Below are 16,952 nucleotides of genomic sequence, written 5' to 3' on the forward strand. Positions count from 1 at the left end.
GGTTAGATGGCAAAGGGGAGATGCCGGACGACAGCGGCGAGCCAGGGCCCCACCTTGGGCACGCGCTGGACGGCACGCGAGGTGAGGACGCGGAGCGAGCACAGCAGCGCGAAGTAAAGCATCAGTCCGCCCACGACCGCCAGCAATAGCGCCGATCCAGACAGGGACGATCCTGCCCGGAACGTGATGAGGAGCATGTAGGCGAGCATTGCGGCGGACGCCACGCCAATGCGTACGACGGAAGAGGTCCGCATTTGAAACCCGATTTCCCGCACGACGGCGATGAGATGCAGCGCGGTGGTGAGGGTAAACGAAAACGCGGTGGCGATGCTCACACCGAGAATGCCGAGTGACGGACGCGTGGCGAGCAATAGGATGACGGCCAGACGCGCTACACCGCCTACGATGGAATTGATCATGGCCGTTCCCGCGCGGTTGAGTCCTTGTAAAATCCCTGTCAAAGGCGCCTGAAGGCAAAGCATGAACACGAAAGGTGCCATGATGGCTAGCATCGGGCCGACGTGCGCGTCTCCATAGATGGCCCTGGTGAGCGGCGCGGCAAAAAAGGTAAAAACGATGGAGGCCGGAAACGAGACCATGGCCGTCACGGTGATGCTCTGCGACAGTCGATGTCGAATCCGTTCCACGTTCCCTGATGCTTGAGCCTCCGCCACGGCCGGGACCAGGTTCGTTGCGAGCGAGGACGTCACCACGGTCGGAAACACGAGCAGGGGAATGGCCATGCCCGAATATGCGCCGTAGAGCCCCGTGGCCTGCTTGAGTGGCACACCGGCCATTTCCAGCGCGCGAAGGACAAGGATGGGCTCGGCTGCAGACAAGAGCGACCAGATGAGGCGGCTCGCGGTGACCGGCAGCGATAGCTGGGTGATGGCCCGTAGCGTCGCTCGCATCGGCTCCGATGTGCGCGTGGGCGCAGGCTCCGGCACAATCTGATCCATCCGCGCGCGCCTCCGCTGTTGCCAAATCAGAAACAAGAGGCCAGACAACTCCCCTAGCACCATTCCGACCATCGCCGCCATCGCGGCATACGCCAACGAGAACCGCACGAAGTACGCGGCCAAGGCCCAGATGCTGAGGATGCGCACGGATTGCTCCAGAATGGACGCCCAGGCGGTCGGGGTCATGTCTTGAATGCCTTGAAAGTAGCCGCGGTATAGGCTGGCCACGGCGATCACGCCTACGACGGGGATCATGGCGAGATAGGTCGGATACGCTCTAGGATCCGTGAGCCAGTATTGCGCAACGACGTGGCGGAACGCGTACATGAGGCTCATACAGAGGACGGCGGACGTCAGGACACATGCGGCGGAGATGCGCATGACGCGGCGAACGCGGTCCACGTCCCGCTTGGCCACCGCCTCCGCCACCAATTTCGCGATGGCGAGCGGAAACCCCATCGTGACCAAGGTGAGCGCAAGCCCCAAAATGGGAAACACGATTTGAAATAGGCCCATCGCCTCCGCGCCGATGAGACGCGTCAACACGATTCGATATAGAAATCCCATGATGCGCGTCACGATGCCGGCTATCATGAGCACCAGCGCGCCTTGCAGGAACGTTTGGCGGCTCAAGCAACCTTCCCTCCCGTCCATGGCCCGCAAGTGGCCTACGCTATTGCCTATGCCGAGAGGCATGACGGTAGTCCACTTTTGCGGTCCAACAGGATTTTTCACGCGCGAGATGGAATTGTTATTCGGCACGCATCGGAGGGATGGCCGTGGACGATCCATTGATGCACCCTGAGCTTCAGCCCTACGCGGATCAGGTGAGATGGCTCTGCGAGGCGAAGGTCGAAGAGTTCCGCTTGATGGGCTACGATTCCATTGACGTCGACTCTTTTTGGGCCTACGTCTGCACAAGACTGCCCAGGCCACTGTCGCTGCACCGCCTGGTGGACGTGATTTTGTCAGCCAAACCTAACGATTATATGACCTATGTGACACTCGGCGCCTTTCGTGGGGACCTCGGTATGCCGGATGACGTTTGACGTCGAAAAACGTCCATCGGTATACTGGTTCATGTTATGCGCGTGGAAGTGGCGGACAAGGAGGACTTATCATGAAATGGGGGCGCCTCTTGGCGTTTCTCGCGATGGTGGTTGTCGTGCTCGGCCTCACCATCAGCACGGGTCCAAAAATATGGAAATCCATACCTCTTGGCCTCGATCTGAAAGGCGGCGTGGACCTGCTGTACGCCGTCGATACGCCGAAAGGTCATCCGCTTGACAGCACGGGCAAAGCGGCGCTCGTTCGCGCGATAGAGATGCGCGTGAATTCGCTCGGCGTGTCGTCGCCCATTATTCAACTCGAGGGCCACAATCAACTGGGCCAGGATCAGATTCGTGTGGAAGTCGCGGGTGTGAAAAATCAGCAGGAGGCCGTCAACGTCATTGGGGCCACGGCGCAGCTCGCCATCTACGGGAGCGCCAAGATCGACCCTAAGACGGGAAAGGTTGTCCCGGTTGGGCCACCGCTCGCGACGGGAGCGGATCTCAAGTCGAATGCCCACTGGGTAGTGGATCAGCAGACAGGGCAGAACGCCGTTGCCATCGAGTTCAAAAACGCGAGCCTGTGGACAAGCATCACCAAGCGGTACTTGCAGAAACCTATCTACGTCTTTCTGAACGGCCAGTTGCTGACCAACCCGGTCGTCGAACAGGTCATGTACACGGGGCAGAGCGAGATCTCTGGTGGAAATCTGACGACGCCACAGGCGTGCATCGATCTCGCCAACGAACTCAATGCCGGCGCTTTGCCTTATCCGCTGACCCTTGAAAGCGAGACGAGCGTCGGGCCGACGCTAGGCGCCACCAGCCTGCACCGGACGCTCATCGCGGGCGTGATCGCCGTGGTGCTCATCTTCGCGTTCATGATCGCCGCGTATCGCATGGCGGGGCTGATTGCCGATATCGCGCTGGTGGCGTACGGGTACCTCACACTCCTGACGTTCGCCGGCCTGCACGTCGTGTTGACGCTGTCGGGGCTCGCTGCCCTGATCCTTGGCGTCGGCATCGCGGTCGATGCGAATATCATTACGTATGAGCGAATCAAAGACGAGGTGCGAAACGGGCGCAGCCTGCGGTCCGCCGTGCGCGTCGGCAATAGGAATGCGTTTCGCACCATCGTGGATTCGAACGCGACCACGTTCATCGCAGGTCTCATCATGTACATCTTCGGCGGCGAAGGCGACGTCCGCGGCTTCGCGGTGGCCCTGATGGTCGGCATTATCGTGAGCCTCTTGACCGCCGTGTTGTTTGCCCGGGCAATGTTGATGACGTTCACGGCAGCGCAGGCGGTCAAGAATCCTTGGTGGTACGGCGCGCCGAGAGGGGTGGTGAAGAGCCGTGAAGCCAAGGTTTGACATCCTCCGGGTGAGTCGGTGGTGCCTGTTGCTGTCGGGAGCCATCACTGTGGCGGGCGTGATTGTCTTTGCCCTCTTCGGGTTCAACCTGAGCACGGATTTCAAATCGGGTTCCGAGGTGCAGTTTGAACTCAATCAGCGGGTGCCCGAGGCTCGAGTGCGCGAGATGTTTGCGTCCATTGGGCTGCCGCTTGGCGACACCAGCCTGACGGTGGGTGGCATTCAGCAGAATGTCGTGATGGTCACGCTGCCCGAGCAGCTCACGGCGAAGCAGATCAGCGAGATTCAAGCAGCGGAACACCGGTTTTTCCCAGACGCGAAACAGGATATTCAGGTGAACTCGGTGGATCCGTTTGTCGCGGAACAGACAGCTCGCAAAGCGGTGTACGCCGTGCTTGCCGCGGCTGCGTGCATCGTCGTGTACATCGCCATTCGGTTTGAGTTCCGCTTTGCCATTTCGGGGATCATTGCGCTTCTTCACGATGCGTTCATTGTCCTTGCGGCGTTTGCGCTGCTGAGGCGCGAGGTGGATTTAACCTTTGTGGCTGCGCTTCTGACCATTGTGGGCTATTCCATCAATGATACCATCGTCATTTTCGACCGCATCCGCGAGAATCTGAAGATCGACAAACCGGAAACGGTCGACGACCTGCGGGCGGTCGTCAACAAGAGCCTCTGGCAGGTGATGAACCGATCCATACGAACGGTTCTCACAGTGCTTATCGCAGCCGTCATCCTCTATTTCTTTGGCGGTATCTCCATTCGCAATTTCACGTTCGCGCTCATCATCGGCCTCGTGAGCGGGGCGTATTCGTCCATTTTTATCGCGAGCCCCATATGGGTCGCGTGGCGATCTCGCTCCATGAAGAAGGCCAGTCGCGGCGACAAAGCCGCACCGATTCCGGAATGATGGCAGGGGGAGCGCATCCGAGTGGCGCTCCCCTCCTTCGTCCAGCGCTTGATGAAAGGATTCGACGGTGATTTCCAGTGACGAATCAACTTGAGCGCCGCGGCTCCATGCTCAGTTACGTGAATGCCGTCCTGAACGTCCTCCTCGCACTTGCCAAAGGCATTATTGGCATTCTGGCGCACAGCGAGGCCCTGATTGCGGACGCCGTGCACTCCGCGTCTGACCTGGTGGGCTCCGTGGCGGTCATTGTCGGCCTCCGCATCGCCCGAAAGCCGCCGGACGAAGACCATCCATACGGGCATGGGAAGGCTGAGCTCATCGCTTCCATCTGCGTCAGTGTGTTGCTCATCGCCGCGTCCATCGAAGTGTTTTATTCGTCCGCGGCTTCGTTCTTCCACAGTCCCCGGGCCCCGGAATGGACGGCGGCGGTGGTTGCCGCCGCGGCCGTCGTCGTCAAGGAGGCACTTTACCGTTACAACGTGAGGCTCGGCAAACGCCTGCAGTCGAAGAGCCTCTTGGCACAAGCCTCCGATCACCGGGCCGACGTATATTCCTCCCTCGCCGCACTCATCGGTATCGTGATGGCTGTCGTGGGCGAGCACGTCGGCGTCAAGTGGCTGATGTACACAGATGCCGCTGCGGGCATCTTTGTCGCCGCGCTGGTCCTCAAAATGGCCGTCGAGATCGCGAAGGACGCCTTGGAGATCCTGATGGACCGCGTCGTGCTTGCCGAAGAAGCGCTGCAGCCGTATCGGCGTGAGGTGCTTCGGGTTCCCGGAGTTCGCGCCATCGACGAGATCCGAGTGCGCGATCACGGCCAATATGTGATTGTGGACATCGAGATTGCCGTCGACGCGGACATCACGGTTCTCGCCGGCCACGACATCGCGGCGGCCGTGCGAGACCGGCTTCGTGAGAAATTCGACCGCGTCCAGGACGTGTTTGTTCACGTGAATCCTTACGATCCAAGTGAGGAACATCGCGGGCGCGAGAGGGGGCGCCCGGAATGAGTATTCCGCTTTGGCGAGCCGCAGGCCTTGGCAATGTCGCCCGCCGGCTGGCCTCCGCGTTCCAGATGCCGATGCGCGTGGCACGCCTGCTCGCAGCTCGCGGCTATGAGGACCCTGACGAAGTGCGGCGCCTGCTCGCGGCCGACGTGCCGTGGAGCCATCCCTTGGACTTTACGGACATGCGTGCGGCGTGTGAGCAAATCCTGCAGGCCGTGAGAAAGCGTGAGATCATCGCCGTGATGGGGGACTACGATGTGGACGGCGTGAGTGCCGCCGTGATTGCGACGAGCGCCATTCAGGCTTTGGGCGGGCGGGTGACGTGCCACATTCCCGACCGCGTGTCGGACGGCTATGGGTTCTCACTCCGTCTGCTAGAGGCTGCCAAGAGCGAAGGCGCGTCCCTCATCCTCACGGTCGACAACGGAATTCGTGCCGTGGAGGCGATCTCGGCAGCAGTTGCCGACGGCCTGCGTGTCGTGGTCACCGATCACCATGAGCCCGGAGATGAGACGCTCCCCGACGGCGTGCCGGTGCTTCACTTCACGCGCCACCGAGATCCGGGATCGGCAAAGCGAGGTTGTGGCGCATTTGTGGCCTGGAAGCTCGCTGTCCAGCTGCTTGACGCGGCCGGGCTGGGGAAGATGGACCCGTTGCGGAGATGGCTCCTGGGTCTTGCGGCGCTCGGCACCTTGGCCGACATGATGCCGCTCGTGGGAGAAAATCGCCGGCTGGTGCGCGAGGGCATACGGGTGTTAGCCACAGAGGGGAGCACAGGCTGGCGGGTGCTTTGCGATTCCGCCCGCGTGCGTGGAGATGCACTCCGTGCGTCCGACGTGTCTTGGCGCTTGGTTCCGAGGCTCAACGCCGCAGGCCGCATGGCGCATGCCGATCTCGCCTATCGGCTGTTGATGGCGGAGGACGACGAGGAGGCCAAGCGCCTCGTCGACGAGATGGAGGTGCTCAATGCCAAGCGGCAGGAGGCCGTGGAGGCAGCGTTCGCCGAGGCGGTCGAAGCCGTGGAGCGGGATTACGGACCGAATCCTGCAGCCATCGTCGTGGCGGGGGATTGGCCTCTCGGCGTGGTGGGGCTTGTCGCTGGCCGCCTCGCGCAAACGTACGCGTGTCCGGCCATCGCCCTGGCACGGATGGGGGATGGGACGCTGAGAGGCTCCGGGCGGGCTCCTGAAGACGCCTCGATGCTCGAGCTTCTTCATCGGTGTGCCGAGTTCCTCCATCGCTATGGTGGGCACGACGCTGCGGTGGGGTGTGAGCTCGACGCTTCTCAATTGCCTGCGCTTCGCTCGGCGCTGATGGAAGCCGCGGTCGCCGCGCGGGCTATGGGCAAAACGGTCGATCCGCCTGCGGTCATTGCGGACGATTATTTGGGGTTGTCGGAGCCAGCGGATGAGATCTTGCTTTGGCTGGAACGGCTTGCTCCATTTGGTCCCGAGCACGAGCCGTTTCGATTCTTCGTGGGTCCCGTCGAGATCGTGAGGTGCGCGCGGATGGGGAGTGGAGAACATCTGAGGCTCACGTTGGCGGAGGGCGATGCGCACCAAGAAGCCGTGTGGTTTCGCGCGCCCGACGGGATTGCTAGGGATACCTCCGGGCTTTGGGCGTTCATCGTCGAGCTCGTTGCCAATGCGTGGAGAGGAACCGTCCGCCCTCAGCTTCGCATCGAACGGGGCTACCGCTTGCCACGCGCCGTGTCGAGAGAGGCGTTTGCGGCTGTGTTCCGGGCGCTCAGGCGAGGCCCCTGCACGCTCGAAACGCTGCGGCAGCGCGTGAGAGGCATCTCGGCCGATCTCGACCGGGATCTCGAGTCCGTGGTGGCGACCTTTGTCGAACTCGGATTTGCTGCACAGGAGGGCGGCTTGTATCATGTGATTGCGAGCGAAAAACGAGATCTGCGCGATTCCCTGGCGTACCAGGCATTTGTGCGCAGACATCTGCAGCCGGTCGGCGGTGGGCCGGGTGAACGAACGGAAGAGGAGAGAACAAGTTGAGCGATCATTATCGGACTTGGATTCGCGACATCCCCGATTTCCCCAAGCAGGGTATTCTGTTTCGCGATATCACGCCGCTTCTGGGAAACGGCGCTGCGTATCGGAAGGCCATTCAGGCACTCGCAGCCAAAGCGGAGGAGTGGAAGCCCGAGCTGGTGGTCGGGCCGGAGGCCCGCGGGTATGTGGTGGGGGCTCCGCTTGCTGTGACGCTGGGCCTCGGGTTTGTGCCGGTGCGAAAACCGGGCAAACTGCCGTATAAGACCGTGAGTGTGGAATATGCGCTCGAATACGGGACGGATCGCTTGGAAATTCATGAGGACGCGATTCAGCCGGGACAGCGCGTCGTGGTGGCGGATGACCTCCTGGCGACCGGCGGCACGATGCGCGCGACGATGGACCTGGTGGAGAAACTCGGAGGCGTGGTTGTCGGCGCAGCGTTTCTTATCGAATTGAAACAGTTGGGCGGCCGTGATAGGCTTGGCGATATACCCGTATACACGCTTGTCCAGTTTGACGACTGACGGAGGTCTGAGGAGGTGAGCGGCCGTGGCTGTGGAGACGGAGGAAAAGACTATCGATGGTCTGTGCCAGAAACTTCAGTCCTACATGAGCCCGGAGGAGATTGCCGCAGTGCGGCGCGCATACGAGTTCGCCGCCAAAGCCCACCAGGGCCAGACGCGGCTTTCGGGGGAGCCGTACATCAGCCATCCGCTCGCCGTCGCCTATATTCTCGCTGATCTTCGGCTTGACGCTGCCGCGATTATGGCCGGGCTCCTGCACGACGTGGTGGAGGACACGTCGGTGAGTGACTCCACAATCGTGCAGACGTTCGGCGCGGAAGTGGCGACGTTAGTGGACGGGGTCACGAAGCTGAAGCGAATCAAGTTCGATTCGCGCGAGGAACAGCAGGCGGAGAATCTCCGCAAGATGTTCATGGCGATGGCGCGGGATATTCGGGTGCTGATTATCAAATTGGCGGATCGGCTGCATAACATGCGGACGTTGAAGTACCAGAGTCCCGAGACTCAGGTGCGCAAGGCCCGTGAGACGCTGGAGATTTTTGCCCCTCTCGCGCATCGACTCGGGATTAATACCATCAAATGGGAACTTGAAGACCTCTCGCTTCGTTACCTGAATCCCCAGCAGTACTATCGGATTGTCAATCTGATGGCTCGCAAGCGGCAGGAGAGGGAGCAGTATATCGAAGGCGTGATTGCGGTCCTGCGCGAGAAGCTTGCCGAGCTGAATCTGAAGGCCGACGTGAGTGGCCGCGCGAAGCACATCTACAGCATCTATCGCAAGATGGTTACTCAGCACAAGGAGTTTAACGAAATTTATGACCTCTTCGCCATCCGCATTATCGTGGAGAGCATCAAAGACTGTTACGGCGCGCTCGGCGTCGTTCACACGATGTGGAAGCCGATGCCCGGCCGGTTCAAGGACTACATCGCGATGCCGAAGGCGAACATGTATCAAAGCCTGCACACCACGGTGATTGGGCCGAACGGCGAACCGCTCGAGATTCAGATCCGGACGTGGGAGATGCATCAGACGGCGGAATACGGCATCGCGGCGCACTGGGTGTACAAGGAGTCGGGTTCCAAGCGGGTCGAGGACGATTTCGCGAAGAAGCTCGCCTGGTTCCGGGAGGTTCTGGAGTGGCAGCAGGACTTCCGAGATGCACAGGAGTTCATGGAGACGCTGAAGATCGATCTGTTTTCGGATCAGGTGTTTGTGTTTACGCCGAAGGGCGACGTCATTGAGCTCCCGGCCGGCTCGGTCCCCATTGACTTCGCATACAGGATTCACACGGACATCGGCAACCACTGCATCGGGGCCAAGGTGAACGGCAAGATGGTCCCGCTCGATTACCGGCTGCGCACCGGGGACATCGTGGAGATCATCACGAGCAAGCATTCCTACGGCCCGAGCTGGGACTGGTTGAAAATTGTCCAGACGTCTCAAGCGAAGAGCAAGATCCGCCAATGGTTCAAGCGGGAAAAGCGAGAGGAAAACGTCGCGCGGGGCAAGGAGCTCATCGAGCGCGAGATCGCGCGGCAGAAGTTTGAACCGAAGCAGCTCATGACGCCACAGGCGATGACCGAGGTGCTCCAGAAGTTCAATTTTGGGCGGGAGGAAGATCTGTTCGCCGCCGTCGGCTACGGGGGATTGGGCCCGTCGCAGGTCGTGACGAGGCTCATCGAGATCTTCAGGCGCAACCAGGGAGAAAAGCCACCGGAGACGGTGACCATCCAAAAGGGCACGGCGAAGCCGGCGGAGATGGGCGTCCGCGTGCGGGGCGTCGACAACATCTTGATCCGGTTTGCCCGCTGCTGCCATCCCGTGCCGGGCGACGAGATCGTCGGGTTTGTGACGCGCGGGCGAGGCGTATCGGTCCATCGACGGGACTGCCCGAACGTGGCGGCGATGGTGGAAAGTGGAGCCCGCACGCTCGAAGTGGAGTGGGCGACGGATAAGGATTGGTCGTACAACGCGGAGATTGAGGTCACGGCGATGGATCGACATGGCCTCGTGAACGAAGTGCTGAATGCGGTGGCGGAGACCAAAACCGACATCACCGCGGTGAGCGCGAGGGCCGACGCCAAGAAGATTGCGCACATCCACATGAGCATCCGCATTCGCAACCTGGATCACCTGAGAACGGTGGTCGAGCGCTTGAAACGGATCAAGGATATCTACAGCGTGCGGCGCATGATTCAATGAGAAGGGAGATGGCCCATGCGGGTGGTGGTGCAGCGATCGGGCCCGGCGCGGGTCAGGGTCGATGGGGAGATTGTGGGCGAGATCGACTTCGGCCTCGTGTTGCTCGTCGGCGTGGGCAAGGACGACGGTCCTGAGGACGCGCAGTACCTGGCCGAGAAGATCGCGGGTCTGCGAATTTTTCCGGACGAGGAAGGCAAGTTGAACCGAGACGTGCGCGAGATGGGCGGCGCGGTTTTGTCCGTGAGCCAGTTTACGTTGTACGGCGACGCCCGAAAAGGGCGGCGGCCGAGCTACGCGGATGCGGCGCCGCCTGACGTGGCGGAGCGGCTCTATGAGGCGTTCAACGAGGCTTTGCGCGCTCAAGGGCTTCGGGTCGAGACAGGGCGATTTCGCGCGATGATGCAGGTGGAGCTCGTCAATGACGGCCCGGTTACCATCCTGCTTGACAGCAAGCGGAAGTTCTGACAGGTGGCATGGCAGGTGCATCGCGTGCTCGCCCTCTTCGCTGGCACGATGTGCCGCGCATCAGCGCTCAGGCTGTGCGCGACACTACGGCCGAGGGGGGGAAGCGCGATGTTCATCGACACCTTCGAACGCGATCCCGACGAAGGCGAAATCCACGCGTACCACACCTGCTTCGCCTGTGGACACGTGATTCCGTTCGCCGGGCACATGTTCGGCGGCATTGTCCTGTCCCACGGCAACGAGGTGGATGCCACCATCACCGTCACAGGCGCGAAAGGGCCGTACATCGAGATGTCCATTCAGCTTCAGTGTCCGCGGTGTCACGCCGTGAATTCTTTTACTGCGCTTCATCATCGGTAGGCTCGCCTTGCCGATCCGATCCGCGGAGCGCTGACACGGCCTGGGTGCGCGCCTGCAAGTAGGCATTCCAGAGATTCGGCCAGGCGTCTCTGCATGTGCCCCATCCCATGGAGATGGACGCATAGGGAGAGCCAAGGCGGCGGTTTCGCACCTCCATCATCCTCAGATGCATCCGCAGGTGTTCCAAAAACGTATAGAACGATCCGTCGTCTCCATCCAGAGAGATGAGAAGGAATTCCCCAACTTCCATGCGCACGGCGGGCCATGATGGCGAGCCGTACGCGTTCCACAGTTGGCCGACTTGCTGGGCCACTCGCTCCGCTTCGCTTGGAGGCCATTTCTCCAATGGTTCGATCCGGAGCACCGATGCGGTCGCGTGGGTCCAGGCCTGGTACGGCCGTCGCTTGGCGCGCGAGAGGAACCAGACCGGGTCGTCCGCGGTCATCCACTCCGCCAGAAAGGCTCGGTGGAACATCCGCGTCCGAGCGTCGTACAGGCCATCATACAGCGCTCGCTCGCGCTGATACGCCGACCAGACCACTTCTTCGACGCGCTCCGCGACCTCTTTGAGGATTCGCCGATCTCCATCGGTGTAGACTCGCTCCAGGGCGGATTGCACCGTGAGGATGCCGAACGGCTGGCCGAGGTGGACCAGGGGCGCGCGGAGCACGGACCGGATTCCGTCGGCCGCTAGGCCATCGTCCTCTTCAAACTCGGGCCGCTCCAGGACGTCTGGCGAGATCATTGGAATTCCGACGCGAAAAACGGTCGGCGCGGCGCTCGAGCCCTTCGGCACAAGAGTTCCGACGGGCCGGGCCGGGATCTCGTCCCGAAGCGACACCTCACAGACGTCCACAAACGCGTCGCCCTCTTCGCACCATTCGACGCTCAGGCGATCCAGCGGCACGTGCGGTGCGATGCTGTCGGCCAGGTGAGACGCAATCTGTCGCCAGTCCGGCAGGCGTTTGGTCTCCAGGTACAGGCGCTCTAACCATGTGGGTTCCGAACTCGGCTCCTCCGCTGCCGTGGGCTGGGGCACGCGAGGCTGCAACTTCGCCACGAACGCGGAGAGCTGGAACGAAGTTGGCGGCACAGGGGCGCCAAAAAGGAATCCCTGAATCTCGTCGCACCTATTTTCTCTAAGAAAATCAAATTGCTGGAACGTCTCGACCCCTTCCGCCACGACGCTCAAATTCAGCGACTTCGCGAGCGAGATGATGGCTCCGATGATGGGCGTCTGATTGACGGCGCTCTGTATCCCCGCTGTAAATGTGCGATCGATCTTCAACGTGTGCACGGGAAATTGGATCAAGTAATTGAGCGACGAGTATCCCACACCGAAGTCGTCGAGCGCAATGCGCACGCCAATCTTCCTCAATTCCTGCAGGACGTAGACGGCGCGCTCCACGTCGCACATGGCCGTGCGCTCGGTGATCTCCAGTTCAATCAACTGGGGATCCATGCCCGTTTGCGCAAGACACTCTCGAACGAGCCTCGGAAAGCCGTCCTGCATGAACTGCCGGCCCGAGATGTTGACGCTGATGCGCACGCGGTAGCCTTGCTTCATCCAAGATGCGCCCTGCTGGCATACGTTGCGCAGCACGTACTCGTCAATGGGGAGGATGAGATCGCTCGACTCGGCGACGGGAATGAACGCCTGAGGCGGAATGTAACCGAGTTCCGGGTGGGTCCACCTGCACAGCGCCTCCGCGCCCACCACCTGCATGGACCGCGTGTGAATCTTCGGTTGATAGTGAATTTCCAGCTCGCCCTTCTGCAGCGCCTGTCTAAGCATGGTTTCCACGAGGAGCGGCGGGAGCTCGTCCCGCCTTGCGACCAGCTCCCGATCTCGCCTGACCTGGTTCGATCCAAATTGCTTAGCCAAGCGCATGGCCTCGTCCGCCCGGCGGAGGAGTTCGTCCGCGCTCGCGCCCCTGGTGCCCTCGGCGACACCGACACTGGCCGTCACAATGACGTTCATACCCGCCACGGCGTGCGGCTCGGCGATGGCGGCCCTCAACTGTTCAGCCACAGCTTCGGCTTTGTCCACGTCGTCGTCAAACAACGCGACCGCGTACTCGTCTGCGCTCAGGCGGCTGGCCACGGCGGTTTCCGGGATCCTGCGGGCGATGCGCAACGCCGTGCTGCGGAGAATCGCGTCTCCGTCGGCGAAGCTCAGGTGCGCGTTGACCAGTCGAAACCGATCGAGATTGACCACAATGATGGCACTGCGCGAAGCGTCCTTCATCCGTTGGGACACGACGAAGAGAAATTGACCGCGTCCCAACAGATTCGTCAGGGCGTCGCGCTGTCCGGAAAACGCATCGAGAGTCACAAAGCCACCGCCTCGTGTCGTCCAGGACCATGGAAGATAATTCCACGGCGGAGGAACAGAATGACAACGATGAATACGGATCAAACCACTGGAGCGATTCGACGCGTTTCAGCAAAATTCCTCTTTGTCGCATCTCGCGCTTCATCCGATGTGGAACAACTGCGCGATCTGCTGTGCGATGACCAAGCAAGTGACACCGATGAAGAGGGGGCGAACATAGCGAGCGCCTTTGCGGATGGCAAAGCGCGAGCCAGTCAGCGCGCCGAGAACCATCGATAGGCCGAGCACGAGTCCCGCCTCATATCGAACGGAGCCCACCGCGATGAAGGTCGCCAACGCGCCCGCGTTGCTGGCTAGATTCAGCGTGCGCGCGTTGCCGCTCGCGGCAAGAAAGTCGAAGCCCAGCAGAAGAAAGCCCATCACCAAAAACGATCCCGTCCCGGGGCCAAAGAACCCGTCGTAAAATCCCAGGCAGGCGGCCAACAGCGCTGTCAGCGCGAACGTCTTTCGCGTCAGCGGCCGAATGGATTCCACCAGGCCGAGGTCCTTTTTCCACAGCGTGTAGGCTGCCACAATGACCAGCATGACCAGCACAAACGGACGCAGGAACGACGAAGGCAATTGGTGGACGATGTACGCGCCAAGTGCGGAAGCCATGACACCCAGCGGAAACAGCGGTCCTACGAGTTTCAGGCGGACCTTGCCTGACAACAGGTAAGAACTGAAGCTTGTGATGGCCGACATCGTGCCCGCGAACTTGTTGGTGCCGAGCGCCGCGGCAGGAGGCAATCCAATCGACAAAAGAGCCGGCAGTGAAATGAGGCCGCCTCCGCCTACCGTCGAATCGATAAACGCCGCCACATAGCCTCCTACCGCGAGAATGAGCACGTGCGCCCACGTCAGATGTTCCACCGGTGACCCCCCTCGCCAACGCCCATCCGTAAACGTCCATCATTGTACTGCGGCTCGCGCAAGCCCACAATGTCTGGATTCGGTATGGATTCTTGCCACGATGACAACCTACGTCTAGATGCTTAGATTGGGGGGATACGATGAAGGCTACGAGACGCACCTTGGCGTGGATGGCGCTTTGCGGAGTACTCGCCCTCGCGGGATGTGGAGACGGCCAAGGTGCTCAACTTTCCAAGACCCAGTCCGCGTTGAAGCCTCCGGATCAAAGTGCGGCGATGCTGGACAAGCCATCGCATTCGACTGCCCCACGCGCCATCTCGCTCGCTGAGCTTCAGCGGAGGAACCTGTGGTATCACGTGCGGCTCGTCGACGGAGAGACTGGATACCGATACGGCTACATCCGGGGCCAGTTTCGTATGGAGCGGACGACGGATCGCGGCGTGACCTGGAAGCCAATCTCATTGCCCGTCGCGTTCCGACTTTCAGATCAGTCGAGCTACAAGAGTGCGGAAAACCCGCAGGTCGTGGTAGTCGATCTCGACACGGTCGCCCTCTATGGCGTCCAAGGCAACCGGTTTGTTCGCCTGACCACCTTCGATGGAGGCCGTCGCTGGCGGGTCGCGTCGAGCGAATTGCCGCACGGCGGCTACCGGGTGACGAGCGTCAGCCAGCCGACCCGGAAGGACGCGTGGGTGGTGCTCGATGCTCCAGCGTCGGCAGGCAGAACGGGGCCCTTGCTCTACCGGGTGTCAGATGCCGGAGCGCGCGTGGCGCAGGTCAAGGTGGACCCCTCGGCGCCCGGCTCTGGCTTCAAGCCAGGTGCCGACGTCGAGGTGTCGTTCGCGAATCTGCGGGACGGCTACGTCTACGCCGCGAATCCGGACGGAAAGCTCGTGGCGTACCAGACGAGGGATGGAGGGGTGCACTTCGAAAGGCGCGCCTTGTCCGCTCCAGATCCCATCGCCGGAGCGAAAGTCTCGCGCCTCTTTCCGCCGCGTGCCCTGGAGCAGGAGGTCACTTTCGCCTCCATTTGGAGGACGAAGAGCGCCGCCGGCGTGCGCCATCACGTCGTGGTCTTTCGCACGCGCGATGGCGGCGACTCGTACGCAGGACAAGTTTGCGATGTGCTGCTCGGGGCGCGCGCCAACGCGGAGGGTGCGCCGTGCGCGTTCGTGACGCCCGATTACGGTTACGCCATCAAGGATGGGCGGCTCATGCGAACCAGCGACTCCGGCACCACGTGGCTCACGGTGCATTCCACGACGCTCGAGCAATGGCTCGACACGTATCCCTACGTGCTCGATGTGGACTACGTCTCCTACACACAAGGGTTCGTCCTCGCGGCCAACGCCAGCCTGACGCAAACGGTGCTGCTCGCGACGCAGGGGCTGCGCGATCGCTTCGCTCCGGTGCCGTGATCGCAAGCGCATTTCATGGGCCGATGGCGGCGAGGACCTGATGGGCGGCCCGTTCGCCCTGCTCCACGCAGTCGGGCAGCCCGACTCCGCGGTAGCCAGCCCCGGCTATGGCGAATGCGGGACAGGACGCGCGCAGCGTCACTTCCGCTCGCTCCACGCGGGCGAGGTGTCCGATACCGTAGTTCGGCATCGCCTCCCGAAAGCGCGTCACCCGCGTCCAAATCGGGTGTTCGCGTGCACCGGTGAGGCGTCCGACTTCTTCCGCCGCGCGACGCGCCAGTTCGTCGTCGGACAGCGCGAGGGCTTCGTCCTGGCCGCGCCTGCCGACGTAGGCGCGGATCACGGCGAGGGACTCGGGGGCAACGTGCGGCCACTTGCTCGACATCCACGTGGTCGCGGTGATGGCCATTCTTTCGGGCCTCGGCACGAGGAAGCCCGAAGCTCGCACGAGATCCGGTCCGAAGGCGGTGCGCTCGTACACGAGCACGATGGTGGCGGTCGACTGGTAGTGCGTTTCCACGTCGGGTAGGTCGATCATCGGCCTCATGATCTCGCGGGTGACCTGTGGCGGGAGGGCGAACACGGCGCCATCCACGTCTTCCTCCAAGTGCTCCCCAGAGACCGTATCGATATGGAACCGGTACATCGAGCCGCGCCGAGTCACTGCGCCGACGCGCGCACCGGTGCGGATCTCAACCCGGCCGCTCCGTTCCATCCGATCCACCATGCGCTCGATGACGGACGACAGGCCGCCGCGCACGGTGATGAACGCGCTCCGGCTCGGGCCAGGTTGGCGCGGGCTCGATGCCGCGACCAGGGCGCGGCTTGCCGCCACGAGGCTGCCATGGTTGCGGAGGAGATCGAGGAGCGAGGGCCACGTGGCCATGAGCGACAGACGATCAATGTCGCCCGCGTAGATGCCCGCCATGAGCGGTTCGCCGACGTAGTTCACCCATTCGTCGCCGAGCCTCGCACGGAGAAAGGCGCCGAGGGCGGTGTCGTCTTCAGGAAGATCGAGCGGCATCCGCTCTTCCTCCAGGGCGCGCGCCAATCCGGCGTCCGTCAAGAGGGGCGGGCGAACGCAGGACGGATCGAACGGAATTCCCAAGTATCCTTTCGGCATGGGGCAGAGGCCGCCGTCTCGGACGATGTAGGTCTCGGTCGCCTCGGGCCGCGTGGACACGACGTCTTCCGCCATGCCCAAGGACTCCAACAGCCGCATGGCGGCGGGCTTTCGCGCGAGCATGGAGTCTGGGCCCGCCTCCACGGTCAGACCAAGATGAGGCTCGCGAATCGTCTGTACACGCCCGCCAAGCCTATCGCTCGCCTCGTACAAAACAATCTGCACGTGAGCGTCGGAGGACAACAGGCGCAGGCAAGCCGCGAGACCGGTGATGCCACCGCCCACCACTGCCACGCGTTTCATGTGCA

General features: G+C 61.9%; 14 protein-coding genes. 10 read left to right on the plus strand and 4 right to left on the minus strand.

Annotated elements, in window-relative coordinates:
* Window positions 1-2: 2 nt before the first annotated feature.
* Window positions 3-1,592, minus strand: coding sequence for a stage V sporulation protein B (gene spoVB, locus AC27E8_RS01920; protein ID WP_487099495.1), 1,590 nt, complete (start codon window positions 1,590-1,592; stop codon window positions 3-5).
* A gap of 140 nt (window positions 1,593-1,732) precedes the next feature.
* Here spoVB and AC27E8_RS01925 point away from each other — a divergent pair, with 140 nt between their 5' ends.
* The 9 genes from AC27E8_RS01925 (at window position 1,733) to AC27E8_RS01965 (ending at window position 10,856) form a co-directional block, all read left to right on the plus strand.
* Window positions 1,733-2,008, plus strand: a complete 276-nt coding sequence (locus AC27E8_RS01925; RefSeq protein ID WP_014464970.1) for a post-transcriptional regulator — start codon at window positions 1,733-1,735, stop codon at window positions 2,006-2,008.
* Window positions 2,009-2,079: 71 nt separating this feature from the next.
* The gene (gene secD, locus AC27E8_RS01930; protein WP_014464969.1) at window positions 2,080-3,381 is read left to right on the plus strand and encodes a protein translocase subunit SecD; all 1,302 of its coding nucleotides are present in this window, start codon (window positions 2,080-2,082) and stop codon (window positions 3,379-3,381) included.
* Complete coding sequence (gene secF, locus AC27E8_RS01935; RefSeq protein WP_041695319.1) at window positions 3,365-4,291, plus strand: protein translocase subunit SecF; 927 nt, start codon at window positions 3,365-3,367, stop codon at window positions 4,289-4,291. The genes secD and secF overlap by 17 nt, the downstream gene beginning before the upstream one ends.
* 77 nt (window positions 4,292-4,368) lie before the next feature.
* The gene (locus tag AC27E8_RS01940) at window positions 4,369-5,301 is read left to right on the plus strand and encodes a cation diffusion facilitator family transporter (RefSeq protein ID WP_487099494.1); all 933 of its coding nucleotides are present in this window, start codon (window positions 4,369-4,371) and stop codon (window positions 5,299-5,301) included.
* Window positions 5,298-7,307, plus strand: a complete 2,010-nt coding sequence (gene recJ / locus AC27E8_RS01945; protein WP_487099493.1) for a single-stranded-DNA-specific exonuclease RecJ — start codon at window positions 5,298-5,300, stop codon at window positions 7,305-7,307. The genes AC27E8_RS01940 and recJ overlap by 4 nt, the downstream gene beginning before the upstream one ends.
* Entirely contained in the window at window positions 7,304-7,828 is a 525-nt protein-coding gene (locus AC27E8_RS01950; RefSeq protein WP_014464965.1) for an adenine phosphoribosyltransferase, read from the plus strand. Before recJ ends, AC27E8_RS01950 begins: the two co-directional genes overlap by 4 nt.
* Before the next feature lie 25 nt (window positions 7,829-7,853).
* Window positions 7,854-10,031: a RelA/SpoT family protein gene (locus tag AC27E8_RS01955; RefSeq protein ID WP_014464964.1), complete on the plus strand. Its 2,178-nt coding sequence runs from the start codon at window positions 7,854-7,856 to the stop codon at window positions 10,029-10,031.
* Between the two features lie 15 nt (window positions 10,032-10,046).
* Window positions 10,047-10,496, plus strand: a complete 450-nt coding sequence (dtd, locus tag AC27E8_RS01960) for a D-aminoacyl-tRNA deacylase (RefSeq protein WP_487099492.1) — start codon at window positions 10,047-10,049, stop codon at window positions 10,494-10,496.
* 108 nt (window positions 10,497-10,604) lie between these two features.
* Window positions 10,605-10,856 (plus strand): hypothetical protein, encoded by a 252-nt coding sequence (locus AC27E8_RS01965; protein WP_014464962.1) that lies wholly within the window; start codon window positions 10,605-10,607, stop codon window positions 10,854-10,856.
* Here AC27E8_RS01965 and AC27E8_RS01970 read toward each other — a convergent pair.
* Entirely contained in the window at window positions 10,834-13,191 is a 2,358-nt protein-coding gene (locus AC27E8_RS01970) for an EAL domain-containing protein (RefSeq protein ID WP_487099491.1), read from the minus strand. The genes AC27E8_RS01965 and AC27E8_RS01970 overlap by 23 nt on opposite strands.
* A 141-nt stretch (window positions 13,192-13,332) precedes the next feature.
* A complete protein-coding gene (locus tag AC27E8_RS01975; RefSeq protein WP_487099489.1) occupies window positions 13,333-14,103 on the minus strand; it encodes a sulfite exporter TauE/SafE family protein in 771 nt (256 codons plus the stop codon).
* A gap of 140 nt (window positions 14,104-14,243) precedes the next feature.
* Here AC27E8_RS01975 and AC27E8_RS01980 point away from each other — a divergent pair, with 140 nt between their 5' ends.
* Entirely contained in the window at window positions 14,244-15,521 is a 1,278-nt protein-coding gene (locus tag AC27E8_RS01980; RefSeq protein WP_487099487.1) for a beta propeller repeat protein, read from the plus strand.
* A 13-nt stretch (window positions 15,522-15,534) separates the two neighbouring features.
* Here the strand turns inward: AC27E8_RS01980 and hemG are convergent, their stop codons facing one another.
* Window positions 15,535-16,947 (minus strand): protoporphyrinogen oxidase, encoded by a 1,413-nt coding sequence (gene hemG, locus AC27E8_RS01985; RefSeq protein WP_487099486.1) that lies wholly within the window; start codon window positions 16,945-16,947, stop codon window positions 15,535-15,537.
* Between the last annotated feature and the right edge of the window lie 5 nt (window positions 16,948-16,952).

Source organism: Alicyclobacillus sp. CIJ1 (genome assembly GCF_057538885.1).

What these genes read in the sequence shown, in the direction of transcription:
- hemG (WP_487099486.1), bottom strand. Translation starts at nt 16,947, where the DNA reads ATGAAACGCGTGGCAGTGGTGGGCGGTGGCATCACCGGTCTCGCGGCT.
- AC27E8_RS01925 (WP_014464970.1), top strand. Translation starts at nt 1,733, where the DNA reads ATGGCCGTGGACGATCCATTGATGCACCCTGAGCTTCAGCCCTACGCG.
- dtd (WP_487099492.1), top strand. Translation starts at nt 10,047, where the DNA reads ATGCGGGTGGTGGTGCAGCGATCGGGCCCGGCGCGGGTCAGGGTCGAT.
- AC27E8_RS01965 (WP_014464962.1), top strand. Translation starts at nt 10,605, where the DNA reads ATGTTCATCGACACCTTCGAACGCGATCCCGACGAAGGCGAAATCCAC.
- recJ (WP_487099493.1), top strand. Translation starts at nt 5,298, where the DNA reads ATGAGTATTCCGCTTTGGCGAGCCGCAGGCCTTGGCAATGTCGCCCGC.
- secD (WP_014464969.1), top strand. Translation starts at nt 2,080, where the DNA reads ATGAAATGGGGGCGCCTCTTGGCGTTTCTCGCGATGGTGGTTGTCGTG.
- AC27E8_RS01980 (WP_487099487.1), top strand. Translation starts at nt 14,244, where the DNA reads ATGAAGGCTACGAGACGCACCTTGGCGTGGATGGCGCTTTGCGGAGTA.